This is a genomic window from Cystobacter fuscus (assembly GCF_002305875.1).
Classification (GTDB): Bacteria; Myxococcota; Myxococcia; order Myxococcales; family Myxococcaceae; genus Cystobacter; species Cystobacter fuscus_A.
In genome coordinates, this window is sequence record NZ_CP022098.1 from 4,502,387 (window position 1) to 4,520,509 (window position 18,123).

An 18,123-nucleotide genomic window follows, 5' to 3' on the forward strand; every position below is an offset into this window, starting at 1 on the left:
TCACCCTCTGGAGTGGAAGATGAGCAAGGACCGTTCTTGGGAGGGCAACGTGAAGGCTCGCCTGTATGAGCGGGTCCGCGAGCGCGGTTATGATTCGCTTACTGCTTTCGCTGATGCCCGCCCTACTGCTTCGCTGGTGGAACTGGCCGAGGAGCTTGGTCCGGACGACGTCGCAGGCGTGCAGGTGTTCAGCGGATTGGTGGCCGAAGCAGAGCGGAACCATCAGGTCACACGCCTTGTGCGCGGACAACTCGTTCGCGAACTGTGCGCGTGTCTCCCCAATGGCTGGCCGACTGTGTTGGACGACACAAATCGTTTCGATGTCGCTCATGCACTCGGCGCGTGGATTGCCTTCACCCCAGAAACCCATAAGGAGCGAGCCAGGAAGGTCAGGGACGTGCTTCTCGCTACCCCACCGCCCCCCGGTTGGCTCCCCCTCGGGCCCGATGACGAGTTGCTGCGCACGCTCCTGCCTGACGAGGAAGTTTGAACCTCACCCTCTGGAGACGACGATGAGCGACGGACGTGCTTGGGAGGGCAACGTGAAGGCTCGTCTGTATGAGCGGGTCCGCGAGCGCGGTTATGATTCGCTTACCGCCTTCGCCGAGGCACGCCCTACTGCATGGCGAAGGCACTCGGCTCGTGGACTGCCTTCACCCCAACAACCCATGAGGAGCGTGTAAGGAGGGCTGGTGACGCGCTCCTCGCCACGCCACCACCCCCCGGTTGGCGCCCTCTTGGACCCGACGACGAATTGTTGTGCACGCTCCTGCCCGACGAGGAAGTTTGAGTCTGCCCCGTTTATTGGCTCTCCCGCACTTCGTACGAAATCCTTCCGCTGAGGGATGGGGTCTGGAAGGGAATCCTGCCTCTTGTCTCCCCTGCAGGGGGGGCCCGCGTGCTCGCACTCAGTGGGGATTTGGTCACAGACGGAGTTCCAAGATTATCCTTCAAGGTTGTTGCTTCTGGAGAAAGGTCGCAGTCATGGGGAGGGGGCACTGGAGTCCTGGGGTGGAGAAGGGCGTTGGTGCGCAGGTCGAGGCGCGGTGGACCTCACGGGACTCACCGTGGAGGATATTGATCGCGCTGGCGCTATTGCTTCTCGGGCTGCAATCCTCGTGTGCCGCGGGCCGACCCATAGGAGGATCGGTAACAGACAGCTCTCGTTACCGGGGACGGGATCCCCTGAGCAGTCCGGATGCGAAGGCTCGCGCCGATAGGACTCGGATGGCAACCGCGGAGAAAGAAGACTCTCCCGGCGAGGACACTATGGCCGTCGGTGTCGGCGCGGAGTACCTCGGCGACCCAGGAGTCGCGGAGGTGCGAGCAGTTGAGCGCGGTGGCGACTCGGCGCGGACTCTGCTTCATGCCCGGCGTGCTGGCTCGGTGGAGGATGGGAAAGGAGAGGGTGTCGGGTGGCCGGATGGGGTGGGGGATGGGCGTCCCTTCGAGGTCCCCTTCAGTGTCGACTACTTCCAGGGCTTCCTCCTGCGGGCCAGGGTGCCCTCCACGGCTCTGCCTGGGGACGGGCGCACGTTGAGCCCGCAGCAGGCGATGGAACTGCTGCCGCACCTGCTGTCCACGCCGGTGACACTGGGCAACTTCGGGCTGCGCCGAATGGCGGCGCACCTGCTCCTGGAGGTCGCCACGGGAGACGTGGCGGTGTCGCGGGACGAGCTTCATGCACGCATGCGTCGCTTCTCTCGGGTGCTGGTGTTGCGCCCGGACGGCTACCTGGTCAAGCCCTCCACGGGCGTGGCCGTGCAGAAGGCGGGCGAGGTGGTGCTGGCGGGAGACGGCATCTTGCGAGCGGACCGCATCGAGGTGGGCCCGTTCTATGCGATCGACGGCGGTCGGCTCTTCCCGGTGGATGCCAGGCTCGATGTGCTGCACGGGGCACGCCCCGTAGGTACCTACACACCAGATGAAGACGCGGGGTTGGCGGTGGCGGAAGGGGCTGCGCTGGCGGTGGTGGACACGGTGGAGGGTCTCTACCGGCTCGTCTTCCACACAGGGGAGACACTGGAGGGGCTGACGCAGCTTCCGGGCGCCGTGCGGGCGATGTACGAGAACGCGCCGCGCCTCTGGAATGAGTTCCGTCACAAGCCTTATGCGGAGCAGGTGCGCACCGTCTCCCGGCTCGCCACGGGCGCGGTGCTGCTGGTGGGCACCTCGGGCGCGGGAGCTGCGAAAGCGGCGTCCTGGGGAGGACACCTGGGGAGTATTTCCATCCCCCTGCTATCGCTCTCGGGCGAGGGTCTTCTGGCCGTGCGACTGGTGGCGTTGCCCGTTCGAGGTACGGTGGCCGTTGGCGGCCAGGCGCTGAGCGCGACCTATGTGCTGCACATGGCAAACGTGGGGTCCCAGGGCCTCGGAGCTGGTGGTGGGTGGCCTCCGGTAGGTGGGCCTGGGCAGTGGGTAGAGGACACCTCGAGCATGTCCGAGCAGGCCCGGGCCTATCAGGCCCAGGTGACGGGTGCGCCCAAACGGTGGGTCTACAGGGTCTGCCGAGGTGCCGATTGCGTGGACTACGACGGATTCGACCTCAACACGGGCACGCTGCTCGAAGCCAAGGCTCGCGGATACGACAAGTGGTTCGACCAGGACCTCAAGACCCGGTTCAAGTACAAGGGCGTGGATGACATGATGAAGCAGGCACGCCGGCAGACGAGGATGGCCGGATTGCTCCGAGTTCGTTGGCTCGTCGCGGAGCCTCGGATGGTTGCCATCCTCAAGAAGCTGTTCAAGGAAAACAACATCGAGGGCATCGAGATCGTGCACAAGCCACCGATGCTCGAGGCAGACCCCCTATGAGAGAGACCTACTACGCAGGCGCTTACTGGGGGCGACGTCAGGAGTCGGCCGAGAAGTGCGCTCAGCGGGCAGAGATCTTCTTCCGGCTGTTGGCGGAGTGCCACCCGAGCTATGCCCACTGGTACGAGAAGACGAACTCGACGAAGAGGGGCTCCCCGCTCGAATTCGAGCCCACGCGCGAGACCTTCGTGAGCTTCTTCGGCAAGAAGAAGTATCAAAATGGATTGGACGGCTTCTCCTTCGGGGCCTGGACGGGGCACGAGGAAGAGGACCAGGGGGGGGCCGTCACGATCTTCTGTGGCTCACATGACGAAGGTTCTTCGAACCACGTGCTGCTCTACTTTCCGGTGGAGGAGCCAGGCCGTGAGAGGATGCTCACCGCATCCGTGGTCGCCGGGGTGATGCGAGCCATGGCCCTCGCATGGGAGCCGAATTGGGGAGTCATCGTCTCCGGGGACCTTCGAGATGCTCTTTCAGAACAAGGCTCGGCCGGGACCTTCATGGGCTGGGTGACGTACTTCTCGCGCCAACGGGGTGAGGTGCCCGCGTTGCCGGAGCCCGTATGCGTGGAGCCAGTGGAACAGAAGGGGACGCTCGTCCTTCTCTCCCCCGAGCGCATCAGTGGGCGCAACCCCGAGCACCTCGCCCTGGGTCGTCGCGTCCAACAACTGCTCGACGAGCAGGGTTTGCTCAGGAGGGTGGTCGAACGGTGCATCACGCCGACGGCATGACCTCGAGCACCTTCTCTTCGAGATCCTCTCCGCGAAGCTGTTTGGGCCGGGGTGGCGGCCTGGACTCCCCTGGGTCTCACCTCCTCATGGCGGTGAAGGTACTCGGCTCTCGGAGGAATCGCAACGCTACCGTTGCGATGTGCCCGGGCCACAGCTTAAACCCGCAGAGGCGCATTCGAGGGCCGAGCCGCGCGGATTCGACATGGACCTGGGGGTGGACGATGCGCGCTGACTTGCTCCGGGCCTGGTGGGTGGGCCTTCTGCTCGCTCTGGTCCTGCTGTCCACCGGCTGCGCGTCACTCTCCACATCGTCTGGCATGGGGACGGGCTTGCGGTATACGACGGGCGAGGCCACGGGGCCCGCTTCGGCCCAGGGGCCGGGTGTCGAGTCTCCGCGTCACCTCGTCTCAACACCTGAGTCCGGGATACCAGAGCGGTTGTACCGGCGCCGGGCCTCTCGTGAGGAGGTGGCGGTGGCGGGCCCAGACAGCGCGGAGAGCGAGGCGCGGAAGAAGGCCCTCACGGCTCAACTGGCGTTTCGCGGTGCCCTTCGCGAAGTGTCTGGCACCACCCGCCGCATCTCCGGCGAGTTCTCCAGGCTCAAGGCCCGTGGGCGGGGCGTTGGCGACGGCAACGGCGCCTTCGTCCGCTACGTGGACTTCGGCGTCGGGCAACTGCGGTGGATGGACGCCCAGCTCGCCGGCGCCACCCGGCTGGCCAACGCTGCTTCGGAGGTGGAGGACCCGGACATGCAACTCGCCCTGCTGCGCCTCGCCGGCCCACGGCTCGAGGCCGCCATGCTCGGCTCGCTCCTGCTCGCCGCCTGGGTCGACTTCCTCCACCTCGCCGATGCCGTGCTCACCCAGCACTTCTACAGCGTGGAGAGGATGTTCGCGGACATGTGGCGCTGGCAGGAGATGCTCGAGCCCGCCATGACGGCGCTCTCCTCCCAGGAGCACGGGCAGGTGGAGGCCGCGGCGCGCGACGTGCCCCCACTGGTGGGCCACCTCACGGAGGAATTCGCGGCCACGGTGGAGAGAATGCGCGTGGCGGCGGAGAACCTCCAGAAAGCGCTGGTACTCAAGGAAGCCATCGAGATGGCCACGATGCTCTCGACGATGAGGTTCTCGCTGCCCTCGGTGCCGCCGTCCGCTCCCGCCCTGGTGGGCATGGGCCTGGCGGTGGGCGGCGACGGCGTGATGATGGGCACGCGGATGGTGGTGTCCGCCGAGTGGGTGGAGATGATGCGCCACCTGGTGCGAGCGGGCGTCCTCTCCGTGCCCGTTGTCAGCGCCGCCGTGCGGATTCAGGCGGGCCAGGCGATGCTGGCGCGGGCGCACGGCGAGCTGCCCAGGGGCGTGCGCGAGGCGCTGGGAGATGGGCCCGAGGTGGGGGCCATGCACGAGACGGGCAAAGCGGGGGCTGGCATGGCCGAGCCGCCGCGGCACCACGTCATGCCCAAGGAGTTCCGCGCGTGGTTCGAGAGGCGCGGCTTCACCGGCGAGATGGGCATTGACGAGTTCTGCGTCAAGCTGGAGCAGGCGCACCATGAGGCCATCCACGGAGGTGGACACTGGAAGCTGGGCCGCCAATGGCCCGGCGAATGGAATCGAATGATTATGGAGGCGTTGCTCGAAGCCGAGACAACGGCCGGCCGGATGTTGACGCGGAACGAAGTCCTGGGAACAGTCGCGCAGCGTATGAAGGACTACTACATTCCAATGAATTTTGTCTCGTGGAGAGGACAATGAGCAACGGACGTGCTTGGCAGGGCAACGTGAAGGCACGCCTGTACGAGCGGGTTCGCGAGCGTGGTTACGATTCCCTCACCGCCTTCGCTGACGCGCGTCCCGCCGTCCCGCTATACTTGCTGGCCGAGGAATTAGGCAAGGATGATGTCGCCGGGGTACAGGTACTGAGCGGGTTGCTCGCCGAGGCGGAGCGACGCAAGCAGGTCACGCGGTTTGTGCGCGATGTATTCACGCGCCTGTGGTCCCAGAGCGTTCCCGACGGTTGGCCACCCGTTCTGGACGATGCAAACCGTTTCAAGGTTGCCGAGGCGATTGGCTCGTGGATTGCCTATACCCCCGAAACTCATAAGGAGCGTGCCAGGCAGGTCAGGACAGCTCTCCTGGCCATGCCTCCTCCGCCAGGATGGCGGCCTCTCGGCCCTGATGACGAACTGCTTCTCTCTCTTCTACCTGACGAGGAAGTCTGAGCCTACGCCATGGAACCGGGGCAGGCCCGGTCGAACGGCGCATCGCGCCGACGGTGTGAGCATAGTAGCTTCTCGCTTTTACCCTTTGGAGTGGAAGATGAGCAAGGACCGTTCCTGGGAGGGCAACGTCAAGGCTCGCCTTTATGGGCGGGTCAGGGAGCGCGGCTATGACTCGCTCACCACCTTCGCCGAGGCGCGCCCTGCTGTCCCGTTGTACTTGCTGGCCGAAGAGCTTGGAAAGGACGACGTTGCAGCCGTGCAGGTGTTGAGCGGATTGCTCGCTGAAGCCGAGCAGCGCAAGCAGGTGACGCGCTTTGTTCGCGATGTGCTTGTTCGTGAATTGTCCGAGAGTCTCCCCAATGGCTGGCCGGCGGTTCTGGACGACGCAAGCCGTGGAGAGGTTGCCGTGGCGCTTGGCACATGGACCGCCTACACTCCAGAAACGCATAAGGAGCGCGTCAAGCAGGCTCGGGCAGTTCTCCGCGCTACGCCACCACCGCCCGGCTGGCGTCCTCGCGGGCCCGACGACGAATTGCTACGTATGCTCCTGCCCGACGAGGAAGTTTGAACTTCACCCTCTGGAGACGACGATGAGCGACGGACGTGCTTGGGAGGGCAACGTGAAAGCGCGTCTGTACGAGCGGGTCCGCGAGCGCGGCTATGATTCGCTCACCGCGTTCGCCGAGGCGCGCCCCACCGCTTCGCTCCTTGCACTGGCGGATGAGCTTGGCGAGGAGGACATTGCGGCAGTGCAGGTGTTCAGCGGGTTGGTTTCCGAGGCTGAGCAAAGCCGCAGAGTCACGCGTTTGGTGCGCGGGCAACTCGTGCGCGAACTGTCTCAGCGTCTCCCGAACGGGTGGCCGGCCGTGCTCGATGACGCGAATCGTCTCAAGGTTGCCGTGGCGCTCGCTCGTTGGAGTACCTACACGCCAGAAACTCATGAGGAGCGCGTCAAGAAGATCGGCGATGCACTCCTGGTCACGCCACCGCCTCCTGGTTGGCGCCCCCTCGGGCCCGACGACGAGTTGCTGCGCACGCTCCTGTCTGACGAGGAAGTCTGAGCCCGCCACGCGCGAAGCCTTCGTGCGGAGGTCCTCGCTCCGCAGACACCTCAGCCGCAACGCCAGCTCAGCCCCTCGGAAAGGGCGAGCCATCGAACGATGCGCCGTCCGCTCGCCTGCTCTCTGACCCGGGAGTCACGCCGCGAAGCGCGGCGCGTCTTCTCCCGGGGAGGCCGCGGACCAGGTGAAGGGGCCGCGTGCCGTCTTTCTTGCTCTTCCCTCGTCCCAGGGGGCAGAACTTTTTCCCGCCCTACAGCCTTCTCAGGCCTCCTTCGCGACGCCCGCGGAGGCCGTGTCCTTGATGCCATTGAGGATGGAGCTGCCCGCGAACAGGCCCGCGCCCAGCATCGCCACCGTGGCCGGCTCCGCATACGCGCCCAACACCGAGCCCAACATCGTCATCACGCCCGCGCCCACCGTGAACATCGCGATCACCGCTCCCGCCGCCACCTTGCTCATTGTCGCCCCCACCGGTGCTCTTCAGCCTGGACCCTTCCAGGTCTGTGTTCCGCTCCAAAGGTCATTTCAATCGGCGTGCCACGCACCGCTCCCAGGGGAGGGGAAAAAATCCCGAACTGGATGGGAAGGGGTTTGCCCTGTCTGGGCAGAAACCGCGCCCTGAATCACGTACGTCCTGAAGGCCGAGGTCGGAATTTTTTCCCGGACATCCCAAACCTTTCCCCAAGGGGGTAGCGCGTAACCCATGAGGATCCGGGGACTTTCCTTCCCTCCGGCCCTTGGCACATCCCCTGCTTAAGGCCCTCCCCGAACACATGGCCCCTGAACCAGGCGGGGCCGGGAACTTCGGGGAGAGGCGAGCGATGGGAATGATGGGCGCGAAGTCGTGGGCGGTGATGGGGATGCTCCTCCTGTCGTCGGGGTGTGCTCACCAGGCCACGCGGCCGGTGGACAACTCGGACCAGCCGTACCGCATCGGCCGGGAGGATGTGTTGGATGTGGCGGTGTGGCGCGATGGGGACCTGTCGCGCACGCTGCCGGTGCGGCCGGATGGTTTCATCTCCCTGCCCATGGTGGGTGAGGTGAGGGCCGAGGGGCGCACGCCCGTCGAGCTGTCGGATCAGATCCGCGAGTCGCTCAAGCCCTACGTGCAGGATCCGCGCGTGACGGTGATCGTCCGCGAGGTCAACAGCACCCGCGTCTTCATCACCGGTGAGGTGGCGCATCCGGGGGCCTATCCCCTGCGCGGCCGGGTGTCGGTGCTCCAGGCGATCGCCCTGGCCGGCGGCTTCACGGACTTCGCGGATCGCGACGGCATCGTGGTGCTGCGCCGCCAGGGCGCCGAGGGCGAGCCCATTCCGGTGAGCTACAGCGAGCTGGTGGAGGACGCGAAGAACAACGAGCCGCTGGCCCTGCGCCCTGGCGACACCATCGTCGTGCCGTAGGCGAGGGGACGGTGGAGCGCGTGGGAAGCGGTCGGGTCGGAGTGAGGGGACGGAGGGGTGCCATGAGCGGAGGATGGAAGAAATGGCTGGCGGTGGCGGCGGTGGCGGGGACCTCCCCGGCGGCGCTCGGTGCCACGCTGGTGGAGCCTCGGCTCCGGGTGTCGTTGGAGGAGCGCTACGACGATGACTTCCGCCTGAACCCGGTGGTGGCTCCCGATGCTCCCACCGGCGGCGCCCTGGGCACCACGCCCACGGGTCAGCTCATGTCGAAGGTCACGCCGCGGGTGGGGCTCGACGTGAAGGACCGCACCCTGAAGCTCGAGAGCTTCTACGCGGCGGATCTGCTGCTGCGCCATGGCAGCGGGACGGTGACGTTGGATCACCGCGCCGGACTGACCGTGCGCAAGCTGCTCTCGCGCCGCCTGCGGGTGGAGGCCTCCGGGAGCATCTTCCGGGTGACGGATCCCCGCTCCCTGCCGCGCGAGAGCGTGGCGCGCACCAACCAGCCCGTCCTCTACGGCGCGTCCAAGCTGTCGGTGACCCACCGGGTGAGCCGGCGCGTGGACGTGGCGGCGGGGTATTCGTTCGAGGGGGTGCGGGTGCTCACGGCGGGCAGCGTGGCGGGGTTCGTCCACACGCCCTATCTGGAGACGTGGGTGCGCACCGCGCCGCAGCTGTGGCTGGGCGCGGAGTACCGCTACCAGGCGTTCCTCTACGGCGACAGCATGGATCAGGCGCATGGCCTCTTCGGCGCCCTGCGCTACCGGCTGTCGCGCAATACCACCGCCACGCTGCGTGGCGGGCCGGTGTCCTTCCTCGGTGAGGACGGGACCCGGGGGTGGATGCCGCGGGTGAAGCTGGAGGTGCTGCACGAGCGCGGCACCTTCGACATGGGCTTCATCCTGGGCCACGACCTGGTGGGCGCCAGCGGTTTCTCCAACACGCTGTGGGCGGACTACGCGGGACTGACGTTCAACAAGCATTTCAGCCCGCGGGCGCAGCTGTTCGCGGCCGCCAGCTTCTTTCGCAATGGCAGGGCTCCGGGAGAGGACGCCTTCCGGTGGAACGTGGGCACCAACGTGTCTCAGGGCTACACGCTGAGCGCGGGGTTCGAGTTCAAGGTGAATCGGTACGTGTCGATGCAGGCCGCCGTGGATCGCATCGCACAGGTGGGTATGGGTGAGGCCGCGGCGGATGTGAACCTTTCCCGGAATGTGGCGGCGCTTCGCTTGCACATGACGGCGTGGTGACACCAATGGAATCAGGAGGAGCGCACATGGAGCGTGGGATGACGGCTGACCAGGTGCTGAAGGCACTGTGGCGCCGCAAGGTGTTGGTCGGGGCCATTGTGTTGGCGGTTTTCGCGGTGGGCGCCGCGATCGTGTTGGTGCAGCCCAACGTGTACGAGGCGACGGCGGTGGTGCGTGTGCAGCCGCAGCGCCCCGGTGAGGAGATGGTGCAGCGCACCGTGAGCGAGCTCGCCGAGCAACGCCTGCTCACCGTGCGTCAGGAGCTGATGTCGCGGCCGGTGCTTCAGAAGGCCATCGAGGAGATGAACCTCTATCCGGACATCGTGTCGGAGAAGGGCATCGAGGCGGCCATCGTCCGCATGCGCAAGGACATCACCGTGCGCGTGGAGGGGGAGACGGCCTTCGAGCTGGTCTATGCCAGCACGGATCCGAACGTGGCGGCCCAGGTGGCCAACCGCCTGCCGCAGCTCTTCGCCGAGGAGACGCTCAAGTCGCGTCAGACCCAGGCCGCGCGCGCCACCAAGCTCTTCGAGGACGAGATCACCGCCCTGTCCGCCACGGTGACGGGCTGGGAGAAGAAGATCGCCCAGTTCAAGGTGGCCCACATCGGTGAGCTGCCCGAGCAGCTCGAGATGAACATGCGCGGTCTGGAGCGCGTGGGCGCCCTCCTGCAGACCAAGTCCGAGGAGCTGCGCGTCGCCGAGGCCCGCCGCTCCGACCTGGCCCGGGCGCGCAACGCCGCGGACAGCGAGGCGGGCCGGCTCGAGGCCGCCGAGAGTGGCCTCACCCGCGACCTGGTGTCCGCCCGCTCCTCCTGGACGGCGGATCACCCCGAGGTGAAGCGTCTGGACCAGGAGCTCTCCACCATGACGGCCAAGCGCAAGGACGCCGAGGGCCGCCAGTGGGCCGAGCGCCAGGAGCGCACCCGGGTGACGAGCCTCATCGCCGCCATCCAGAAGGACATCGAGGAGCTGCACCAGCAGGCGAAGTCCTACCAGGAGCGCCTGGATCGCACCCCGAAGTGGGCCCACGAGCTGGGTGTCCTGCAGCGCGACTACGAGATCGCCCGCACGAAGTACCAGAGCGTGGTGTCGCGCCGGGTGGAGGCCGAGCTGGCGCAGGAGCTGGAGCTGCGCGGCGCCGAGGACCTCTTCCACGTCGTCTCCCCGGCCTCCGTGCCGGCCCTCGCCGCCAGGCCCGACCGGATGAGCGGCCTGCTCATCGCCCTGCTGGTGGCGCTGGGCCTGGGACTCCTCACCGGTGTGGTGCTCGAGATGCGCGACGACAGCATCCGCGACACCCAGGAGCTGCGTGACCGCCTGCCCCTGCCTGTCCTCGCGGTGGTCCCGAACATGCAAGGGAAGGTGGAGAAGCGGGTGTTGATGCCCGCCACGGGGGCCCGCAACGTGGTGCCTCCCAACTCGACGGACTCGACACTCAACTAGGGGATTTTCGGATGAACAACACGGGCTCCGAGGGAAACAAGATGGAAAAGACCATGGAACGGGCGGGGAACTTCCTTCCCCGGGTGGATGAGTCCGCCGGTTCACCGAACGCGGTGGACAATCGGGTGGTGTCGCTCACGGCGCCCGCCTCGATCGCGGCCGAGCAGTACCGCAGTCTTTATTACAGGCTGGAGCGCATGCGCGAGCTGCGCCCCCTGAAGGTGGTGGGTGTCACCTCGGCCATGCCCGGCGAGGGCAAGACGGTGACGACGGTGAACCTCGCCCTGGCCGCCGCCCGGGCCAACCCCGAGCGCCGCATCCTGCTCATCGACGCGGACCTGCGCCGGGGCCAGGTGGCCCAGGTGCTCGGCATCCGGGGCCGCCCCGGGCTCGCCGAGCTGCTCTCCGGCGAGTGCGAGGTGCGCGAGCTGGTGCGCCGCTTCCACGCCACGCGCATGGCGGTCATCACCGCGGGTGGCACGCCCGAGGAGCCCACCCAGGCGCTGGCGAGCGCCCGGATGAAGCAGTTCCTCAAGCTGGTGCGAGACCACTTCGATGAGGTCTACGTGGACCTGCCGCCGACGCTGCCCTTCGCGGACGCGTCCATCCTCGGGCACCAGACGGACGGCCTGCTCATGGTGGTGCGCGCCCACCACTCCCAGGCCAGGACGGTCACCCAGGCCATGGAGCAGTTGGGCGGAGCGCCGGTGCTGGGCTGCGTGCTCAACGGCGCGGAGATGAGCGCGGCGCCGTACTTGAAGGAGTACTCCAGCAACAAGAAGTAGCGCCACGGACTTCCGGCCACGGGGAAGGCAGGTGTGCCCCGTGGCCGGAGGTGCGTGAGGTGTGTGGACCGCGTTGGCGTGGGCGACGGAGGAGATACGTGCTTCGGGTATTCCATCACTACTTTTCAGCCAGGAAGCTGACCCTGTTCCTCATCGAGGGAGCCGCGATCGCCCTGGCCTGTGTTCTGGGCGCGATGGCGTGTGCGCGGATGCTGGCGCCGGCGGACGGCGGCCTCGCGCTGGCCCGCTCCATGACGGGGCTGATGCTCCTGGGGGTGACGTTCGTCCCCACGTTCCAGTTCTCGCTCTACCTCATGGATTTGTATGACCTGAGGGTGGCGGCGGAGGACCGCGGCCGGGGCGCCCGGCTGCTCAAGGCGGCCGGGGTGACCACGGCCGTCGTCGGGCTGCTGATGCTGGTGGCGCCGGCGGTGCTGCCCATCCAACTGCCTCCCGGGGCGCTGCTGGGCGGGGCCGTGGGCGCGCTGGTGGGCACGGCCCTGGTGCGCTACTCGCTGCGCGCCGTGGTGGGCGGACCCAGCCGGGTGCTCATCGTGGGCGACGGCCTCAAGGCGCGCGCGCTCGCCACCGCCATCGAGCAGGGCGGCGAGGACAGCTTCCAGGTGGTGGCCATGATGGATCCCCGCCGGCCGCGCGCGAGCACCCAGGAGCTCGAGCCCGTCAACGTCACGGCCGAGCGGCTCAAGGCGGACTTCGTGGTGCAGGCCGCGGACGACATGCGCGGGGCGAACTGGATGGACGCGCTGTTGCGCTGCCGTCTGGACGGGCGCCGGGTGTACGAGGCCGCCGGCTTCTGCGAGCGCGTGCTGCGCCGGATTCCGGTGACGCACCTGCGCACCAGCGACTTCGCCTTCGCCGACGAGCTGACGGTGTCGGGCGCCCGGCGCGCCGCCAAGCGCGTCTTCGACATCCTCGTGGCCAGCACGCTGCTCCTCTGCGCGGCGCCCTTCCTGCTCCTCGTCATGGCCGCCATCAAGCTCGACTCCAAGGGGCCGCTCTTCTACCGGCAGGAGCGCACGGGCCTCAACGGCAAGTCCTACTGGCTGTGGAAGTTCCGCAGCATGCGCACCGACGCGGAGAAGGACGGCGCGGTGTGGGCACGCACCAACGATGACCGGGTCACCCGCGTGGGCCGCTTCATCCGCAAGACGCGCATCGACGAGATTCCCCAGGTCATCAACATCCTCACCGGCGACATGAGCTTCGTGGGCCCGCGGCCCGAGCGCCCGGTGTTCATCGAGCAGCTCAAGCAGCAGATTCCCTTCTATGCGCTGCGCGAGGCCGTCAAGCCGGGCCTCACCGGGTGGGCGCAGATCCGCTACCCCTACGGGGCCTCGGTGGAGGACGCGCGCAACAAGTTGGAATTCGATCTGTACTACGTGAAGAACGGCTCGCTTTTCCTGGACATGAGCATCATCTTCCACACCGTGAGGCACGTACTGCTCGCGCGGGGAGCGCGGTAGAGCGCGCGGGGTGGTACGGGTTGGATCGCCGCCGGGGGGCCCGGCGGCTCGTTTTCTTGGATGGGCGTCGAAGGGGGTAGGGACATGATCGAGTCGGATTCGGTTCTCGACGAGACGTGGAGCACGCAGACGGACGCGGCGCGGCAGGCGGGTGAGCAGAACGGGTTGCGGCAGGCGCTCGAGCTGCGGCGCACGCGCATCGTGGCCATGGGCGGTGGAACGGGATTGCCCATGGTGCTCAAGGGCCTGGCCCGACGCGCGACGTCGAAGCCGGGCGAGCCCGGGCTGGATCTCACCGCGGTGGTGGCCATGAGCGACGACGGAGGCAGCTCCGGCCGCCTGCGCCGCACGCGCGGCGCGCTGCCTCCCGGGGACGTGCGCAACTGCCTCGTGGCGCTCGCCGAGGGCAAGGGCCCTCTGAGCGAGGTGTTCCAATACCGCTTCGCCGGCAAGAAGGGGCTCGCGGGCCACGCGGTGGGCAACCTGCTCATCTCCGCGCTCGCCGAGCTCAAGGGCGACTTCATGGAGGCGGTGCGCGTGTCCGGCACGCTCCTGGGCGCCAAGGGCCGCGTGCTGCCGAGCACCCTGGCCCCCGTGAACCTGGTGGCCCAGATGGAGGACTCCACCGAGGTGGTGGGCGAGAGCAACATCAGCCGCGCCCGGGGCCGCATCCGCAGGGTGCAGCTCAGCCCCAGCGCCCCGGCGCCCGTGGACGGGCTGCTCGAGTCCATCCGCACCGCGGACATGATCGTCATCGGGCCGGGCTCGCTGTACTCCAGCGTCATGCCCAACCTGCTGGTGGACGGGGTGGCCCAGGCCCTGCGCGAGACGCGCGCACTCAAGGTCATGGTGGCCAACCTCATGACCCAGCCGGGCGAGACGGACGGTATGGACTGCCTGGATCACGTGCGCGCCGTCATCGATCACGTGGGGCCGGTGCTCGACGCGGTGCTCGTCAACGCCGCCACGCCCTGTGAAGAGGCCGTGCGCCGCTATGCCCGCAAGGGCTCCATCCCCGTCCGGGTGGATCGCCGCGCCCTCATCGACGCCGGCGTCATCCCCGTGGAGGCGGACCTGCTCAAGGAGGGCTCGCGCATCCGGCATGACGGCCGCAAGGTGACGCGCTGCCTGTTGAAGATGGCCCGCTCGGGAGTCTGAGAGAGACCGACGGGCCACTCCGTGCCCGTCCGATCAGCACTGGATGAATCAGGCGCGCGTGGCTTGTGGGCCGCCGCGTCCATTACCAACTTGCGGCGCACACGGCCTCCGGGCCGCGCCGTGTCAGGAGCCGGACAATCCCATGGAAGCCAGACAGCTCACTCCCTCGCCCCGTGTTGTCGAGGTGACGGACCGCGCCACCTTCATGGCGCTGGAGCCGGAGTGGAACGCGCTCGTGCAGGCCACGGCCGACGAGCCCTTCTACCGACACGAGTTCTTCCGCATCTGGATCGACGACTTCGCCCCCGAGGCCCGCCTGCGCGTGCTCACGTTGCGCGACGGGGAGGGACGGCTCACGGCGGTGCTGCCGCTCATGGCCGAGCGCGCCTCCTTGTACGGGGTGCCGGCGCGGCAGCTCTCCGCCACGGCCAACACGCACTCGTGCCGGTTCGATCTGGTGGCGCGCGAGCCCGCCGAGGCCGCCGCCGCCTTCTTCGCGCACCTGCGGGCGGACAAGGGCTGGGACGTGCTGCGGCTCACCGACGTGCCGGAAGGGGGCGCGGGCTGGCACTTGTACGAGGCGGCCAAGGGGGCGGGGATGCCCGTGGGGACGTGGGAGTCCCTGCAGTCGCCCTACATCCCGCTGCCGGCCACGTGGGAGGCGTACCAGGCGAGCCTGTCGTCCAAGTTCAAGGCCAACTGCCGCCGCCGACGCCGCAAGCTGGAGGAGAAGGGCCTCGTCACGATGGAGCGCGTGGAAGGCGGGCTGGGCCTGGAGGCCAAGCTGGAGGAGGGCTTCGCGCTGGAGGCGAGCGGCTGGAAGGGCCAGCGTGGCACGGCCATGGCGCAGGACGGGCGCACGCGGGGCTTCTACTCGGAGCTGGCACGTACCGCGGCGTATGACGGCCGGCTGGCGCTGTACTACCTGCGGCTGGACGGGCGCGCGGTGGCCTTCCAGTACTCGCTGGAGTACGGCGGGCGCTACTTCCTGCTCAAGCCCGGCTACGACGAGACGCTGGGGGATTGCAGCCCGGGCCAGCTCCTCATGGAGGAGGTGCTGCGCGAGTGCATCGGCCGTGGCCTGCGCGAGTTCGACTTCCTCGGGCCGGACATGGGCTGGAAGCGCGACTGGACGGACCGGGTGCGCCGGCACACCTGGCTCTACGTTTTCAATGACTCGGCTTTCGGCCGCGCGTTGTGCGCGGCCAAGTTCCGCTGGGCCCCCGCGGCCCGGGAGGTGATGGCGCGATGGAAGCGGTGAAGACCGACAAGCTGTTCGTTCCCGCCCTGCCCACGCTGTGGCCGAGCATGTTGACGGGGCGCAGGGCCCCGAGCCACTTCATGCCCTTTGGCGCGCGCAACGTGCGCTACTTCTACTTCGCCCGCAACGCCATCTGGACGACGGTGAAGATGCTGGGGCTGGACGCGGGCGAGGTGCTCATGCCCGCCTACCACCACGGCGTGGAGGTGGAGGCCGTGGTGGACGCCGGCGCCACGCCGCGCTTCTACCGCGTGGGCAGCCGCTGGGACGTGGACCTGGAGGACGTGGAGAAGCGCATCGGTCCGAAGACGAAGGCGCTCTACCTCATCCACTACGCGGGCTTTCCCGGCCCCGTCGAGGAGATGCGCCGCATCGCCGACAAGCACGGCCTGCCGCTCATCGAGGACTGCGCCCTGTCGCTCCTGAGCGCGGACGGCTCGGTGCCGCTCGGCACCACGGGTGACATCGGCATCTTCTGCCTCTACAAGACGCTGCCCATGCCGCACGGCGGGGCGCTCACCGTCAATGGCGCCCGGCAGTACAGCCTGCCCGAGCCGCCCCTGCCGCCCTCCTCGTCCACCTTCAGCCACACCGTGTCCTCGCTCCTGCAGAACCTGGAGCTGCGCGGCGGGGCGTTCGGACGGAGCGTGCGCGGCATGGTGCGCGGGCTCGGCAAGGGCGCGGTGAAGGCCGCGGACATCGAGCGCGTCGCCACCGGTACCCAACACTTCGACCGGCGGCACGTGGACCTGGGCATGAGCCCCTTCGCCCACCGCATCGCCCAGGCGCAGGACCTGGAGGCCGTGGTGGAGCGGCGGCGGCGCAACTACTTCTTCCTGCTCGGCCGGCTGCGCGACGTGTCCACGCCGCTCTTCAACCAGCTCTCCCCGGGCGTCTGCCCCCTGTTCTACCCGCTGGTGGTGGACAACAAGGAGCGGGTGCTCGAGCGGCTGCGCGCGCGGGGCATCGAGGCCATCGACTTCTGGAAGTACTTCCACCCCGCGTGTGACGCGTCCGCCTTCCCCGAGGTGGCGAAGCTGCGGCGCTCCATCGTCGAGGTGCCCTGCCACCAGGATCTCACGTCCGAGGTCATGGCGGAGGTGGCCAACGTGGTGCGGGAAGCGCTGGTACCGGAGCGCCCCGAGCGAAAGAACGTGGGCTGAGGCCCCAGGCTCGAGACATGAGGTCGACACCGTGATTCGCGAAGCGGAATTGATGCCCTCTCCCAGCCCCGCGCGGTGGCTGGAGGTCTCCACCGTGAGGACCACGTCCGGGCTCGCCGGGATGCGCGCCGAGTGGAACGCGCTCCTGGACGACAGCCAGGCGGGACCCTTCAACGCGTGGGAGTGGTTGTACCCGTGGTGCCGGCGGATCGGCTCCGATCGCCAGCCCTTCGTGTTGCAGGCGAGGGACCGGAGTGGGGCGCTGGTGGGGCTGTTGCCACTGGGCTTCGACCACCACTGGGTGATGGGGCGTCCCATCCGGCGGCTGGCCTTCCTGGGCGAGTCGCACGTGGGCAGCGACTACCTGGACGTGGTGGCGCGGCGCGGCCGGGAGGAGGAGGTGGCGCGCACCTTCGCCTCCGCCCTGTGGGAGCTGAGGGATCAGTGGGACGTGCTCGATCTGACGGACCTGCGCGAGGACTCGGTGACGGTGCGCGTGCTGCGCGAGACCTTCGAGAAGCAGGGCGTGGGCACGGCGCTGACCGAGCGCTATGTCTGCCCTTACGAGTCCCTGGGGCGGGGAGAGTCCTTCGACGACTTCCTCAAGCGCACGAGCCGGCGGGACAACTACCTGCGGCGCAAGAAGTGGCTGGAGAAGCAGGAGGGCTACCGCATCGAGAAGACGGAGGCGCCGGGCGCGCTCGCCGGGCCGCTGACGGACTTCTTCCGGTTGCACGCCATGCGCTGGGAGTCGGACGGAGGCTCCCAGGGCATTCGCGGCCGGGGCGTCGAGGCCTTCCACCGGGATGCCACGCAACTGCTCGCCGAGCGCGGGCGTCTGCGCCTGTACACGATGAAGGTGGGAGGCCAGGCGGTGGCCTCGGTGTATGGCATTACCCACGGCAGCTCGTTCATCTACTTCCAGTCGGGGTATGACCCGGCGTGGCGCAACCGCAGCGTGGGGCTGGTGCTCGTGGGGGCGACGTTCCGCGACGCCCTCGAGGCCGGGCTCACCGAGTACGACTTCCTGCGCGGCACCGAGACGTACAAGTCGGACTGGACGACGAAGCAGCGGCGCACCGTGTCCCTGCGGATTCTCTCGCCCGGCGGGGATGGCGAGTGGTTCGTGCGGCGTGAGCAGGGGATGAGGCGGGTGCGTGAAGTGGCCAAGAGCCTGTTGCCCCAGGACGCCGTCGAGCGCGTGCGCCGGCTGCGGCGCCGGCTGTCCGCGGTGCGCGGGTAGGGCGCCGGAGGAAGTCACGTGGGGGTGACGCCCACGTGACTTTCGGTGCGTGCGATTCTCACCCCGAGTCGTATAGAATCCGCGGCCTTACTCCAGTGGAGGCCGCA

17 protein-coding genes and 1 pseudogene are annotated in these 18,123 nt (G+C 68.1%); 17 read left to right on the top strand and 1 reads right to left on the bottom strand.

Annotated features, from left to right (window positions below):
- Nucleotides 1-19: 19 nt before the first annotated feature.
- The 8 genes and pseudogenes from CYFUS_RS18575 (at nt 20) to CYFUS_RS18610 (ending at nt 6,824) form a co-directional block, all read left to right on the top strand.
- Nucleotides 20-490 (top strand): NUDIX hydrolase, encoded by a 471-nt coding sequence (locus CYFUS_RS18575; RefSeq protein ID WP_095986434.1) that lies wholly within the window; start codon nt 20-22, stop codon nt 488-490.
- A gap of 22 nt (nt 491-512) precedes the next feature.
- A pseudogene (locus tag CYFUS_RS52765) lies at nt 513-790 on the top strand (hypothetical protein).
- A 530-nt stretch (nt 791-1,320) separates the two neighbouring features.
- Nucleotides 1,321-2,814, top strand: a complete 1,494-nt coding sequence (locus CYFUS_RS18585) for a Tox-REase-5 domain-containing protein (protein WP_157758512.1) — start codon at nt 1,321-1,323, stop codon at nt 2,812-2,814.
- The gene (locus CYFUS_RS18590) at nt 2,811-3,545 is read left to right on the top strand and encodes an immunity 52 family protein (RefSeq protein ID WP_095986436.1); all 735 of its coding nucleotides are present in this window, start codon (nt 2,811-2,813) and stop codon (nt 3,543-3,545) included. The genes CYFUS_RS18585 and CYFUS_RS18590 overlap by 4 nt, the downstream gene beginning before the upstream one ends.
- Before the next feature lie 473 nt (nt 3,546-4,018).
- Entirely contained in the window at nt 4,019-5,296 is a 1,278-nt protein-coding gene (locus tag CYFUS_RS18595; protein ID WP_332468395.1) for a DUF2380 domain-containing protein, read from the top strand.
- Nucleotides 5,293-5,763 (top strand): NUDIX hydrolase, encoded by a 471-nt coding sequence (locus CYFUS_RS18600; protein ID WP_095986437.1) that lies wholly within the window; start codon nt 5,293-5,295, stop codon nt 5,761-5,763. The genes CYFUS_RS18595 and CYFUS_RS18600 overlap by 4 nt, the downstream gene beginning before the upstream one ends.
- 97 nt (nt 5,764-5,860) lie before the next feature.
- A complete protein-coding gene (locus CYFUS_RS18605) occupies nt 5,861-6,331 on the top strand; it encodes an NUDIX hydrolase (protein WP_095986438.1) in 471 nt (156 codons plus the stop codon).
- 22 nt (nt 6,332-6,353) lie between these two features.
- Nucleotides 6,354-6,824 (top strand): NUDIX hydrolase, encoded by a 471-nt coding sequence (locus tag CYFUS_RS18610; RefSeq protein ID WP_095986439.1) that lies wholly within the window; start codon nt 6,354-6,356, stop codon nt 6,822-6,824.
- A gap of 261 nt (nt 6,825-7,085) precedes the next feature.
- On the opposite strand, the gene CYFUS_RS18615 is transcribed toward CYFUS_RS18610, so the two are convergent.
- The gene (locus tag CYFUS_RS18615) at nt 7,086-7,283 is read right to left on the bottom strand and encodes a hypothetical protein (protein ID WP_095986440.1); all 198 of its coding nucleotides are present in this window, start codon (nt 7,281-7,283) and stop codon (nt 7,086-7,088) included.
- Between the two features lie 362 nt (nt 7,284-7,645).
- Between CYFUS_RS18615 and CYFUS_RS18620 the strand changes: the two genes are divergently transcribed.
- The 9 genes from CYFUS_RS18620 to CYFUS_RS18660 all read left to right on the top strand — a co-directional run bounded on the left by CYFUS_RS18620 (nt 7,646) and on the right by CYFUS_RS18660 (nt 18,016).
- Nucleotides 7,646-8,227: a polysaccharide biosynthesis/export family protein gene (locus CYFUS_RS18620; protein ID WP_095986441.1), complete on the top strand. Its 582-nt coding sequence runs from the start codon at nt 7,646-7,648 to the stop codon at nt 8,225-8,227.
- A gap of 62 nt (nt 8,228-8,289) precedes the next feature.
- The gene (locus CYFUS_RS18625) at nt 8,290-9,477 is read left to right on the top strand and encodes a hypothetical protein (RefSeq protein ID WP_095986442.1); all 1,188 of its coding nucleotides are present in this window, start codon (nt 8,290-8,292) and stop codon (nt 9,475-9,477) included.
- A 26-nt stretch (nt 9,478-9,503) separates the two neighbouring features.
- A complete protein-coding gene (locus CYFUS_RS18630; protein ID WP_095986443.1) occupies nt 9,504-10,922 on the top strand; it encodes a GumC family protein in 1,419 nt (472 codons plus the stop codon).
- Between the two features lie 41 nt (nt 10,923-10,963).
- Nucleotides 10,964-11,707, top strand: a complete 744-nt coding sequence (locus tag CYFUS_RS18635; protein ID WP_095992099.1) for a CpsD/CapB family tyrosine-protein kinase — start codon at nt 10,964-10,966, stop codon at nt 11,705-11,707.
- A 98-nt stretch (nt 11,708-11,805) separates the two neighbouring features.
- On the top strand, nt 11,806-13,191 hold the full coding sequence (locus tag CYFUS_RS18640; protein WP_095986444.1) for a sugar transferase: 1,386 nt from the start codon (nt 11,806-11,808) through the stop codon (nt 13,189-13,191).
- An 84-nt stretch (nt 13,192-13,275) separates the two neighbouring features.
- Complete coding sequence (locus tag CYFUS_RS18645) at nt 13,276-14,349, top strand: gluconeogenesis factor YvcK family protein (protein WP_095986445.1); 1,074 nt, start codon at nt 13,276-13,278, stop codon at nt 14,347-14,349.
- Nucleotides 14,350-14,491: 142 nt separating this feature from the next.
- Nucleotides 14,492-15,610, top strand: coding sequence for a GNAT family N-acetyltransferase (locus CYFUS_RS18650; protein ID WP_095986446.1), 1,119 nt, complete (start codon nt 14,492-14,494; stop codon nt 15,608-15,610).
- On the top strand, nt 15,598-16,773 hold the full coding sequence (locus CYFUS_RS18655) for a DegT/DnrJ/EryC1/StrS family aminotransferase (RefSeq protein ID WP_095986447.1): 1,176 nt from the start codon (nt 15,598-15,600) through the stop codon (nt 16,771-16,773). Before CYFUS_RS18650 ends, CYFUS_RS18655 begins: the two co-directional genes overlap by 13 nt.
- Before the next feature lie 31 nt (nt 16,774-16,804).
- Complete coding sequence (locus tag CYFUS_RS18660) at nt 16,805-18,016, top strand: GNAT family N-acetyltransferase (protein ID WP_232537642.1); 1,212 nt, start codon at nt 16,805-16,807, stop codon at nt 18,014-18,016.
- Nucleotides 18,017-18,123: the final 107 nt, after the last annotated feature.

Excerpts from the sequence above, each read along its gene's own strand:
- CYFUS_RS18625 (WP_095986442.1), top strand. The coding sequence starts at position 8,290 with ATGAGCGGAGGATGGAAGAAATGGCTGGCGGTGGCGGCGGTGGCGGGG.
- CYFUS_RS18630 (WP_095986443.1), top strand. The coding sequence starts at position 9,504 with ATGGAGCGTGGGATGACGGCTGACCAGGTGCTGAAGGCACTGTGGCGC.
- CYFUS_RS18590 (WP_095986436.1), top strand. The coding sequence starts at position 2,811 with ATGAGAGAGACCTACTACGCAGGCGCTTACTGGGGGCGACGTCAGGAG.
- CYFUS_RS18605 (WP_095986438.1), top strand. The coding sequence starts at position 5,861 with ATGAGCAAGGACCGTTCCTGGGAGGGCAACGTCAAGGCTCGCCTTTAT.
- CYFUS_RS18610 (WP_095986439.1), top strand. The coding sequence starts at position 6,354 with ATGAGCGACGGACGTGCTTGGGAGGGCAACGTGAAAGCGCGTCTGTAC.
- CYFUS_RS18600 (WP_095986437.1), top strand. The coding sequence starts at position 5,293 with ATGAGCAACGGACGTGCTTGGCAGGGCAACGTGAAGGCACGCCTGTAC.
- CYFUS_RS18635 (WP_095992099.1), top strand. The coding sequence starts at position 10,964 with ATGGAAAAGACCATGGAACGGGCGGGGAACTTCCTTCCCCGGGTGGAT.
- CYFUS_RS18645 (WP_095986445.1), top strand. The coding sequence starts at position 13,276 with ATGATCGAGTCGGATTCGGTTCTCGACGAGACGTGGAGCACGCAGACG.
- CYFUS_RS18575 (WP_095986434.1), top strand. The coding sequence starts at position 20 with ATGAGCAAGGACCGTTCTTGGGAGGGCAACGTGAAGGCTCGCCTGTAT.
- CYFUS_RS18620 (WP_095986441.1), top strand. The coding sequence starts at position 7,646 with ATGGGAATGATGGGCGCGAAGTCGTGGGCGGTGATGGGGATGCTCCTC.
- CYFUS_RS18655 (WP_095986447.1), top strand. The coding sequence starts at position 15,598 with ATGGAAGCGGTGAAGACCGACAAGCTGTTCGTTCCCGCCCTGCCCACG.
- CYFUS_RS18650 (WP_095986446.1), top strand. The coding sequence starts at position 14,492 with ATGGAAGCCAGACAGCTCACTCCCTCGCCCCGTGTTGTCGAGGTGACG.
- CYFUS_RS18615 (WP_095986440.1), bottom strand. The coding sequence starts at position 7,283 with ATGAGCAAGGTGGCGGCGGGAGCGGTGATCGCGATGTTCACGGTGGGC.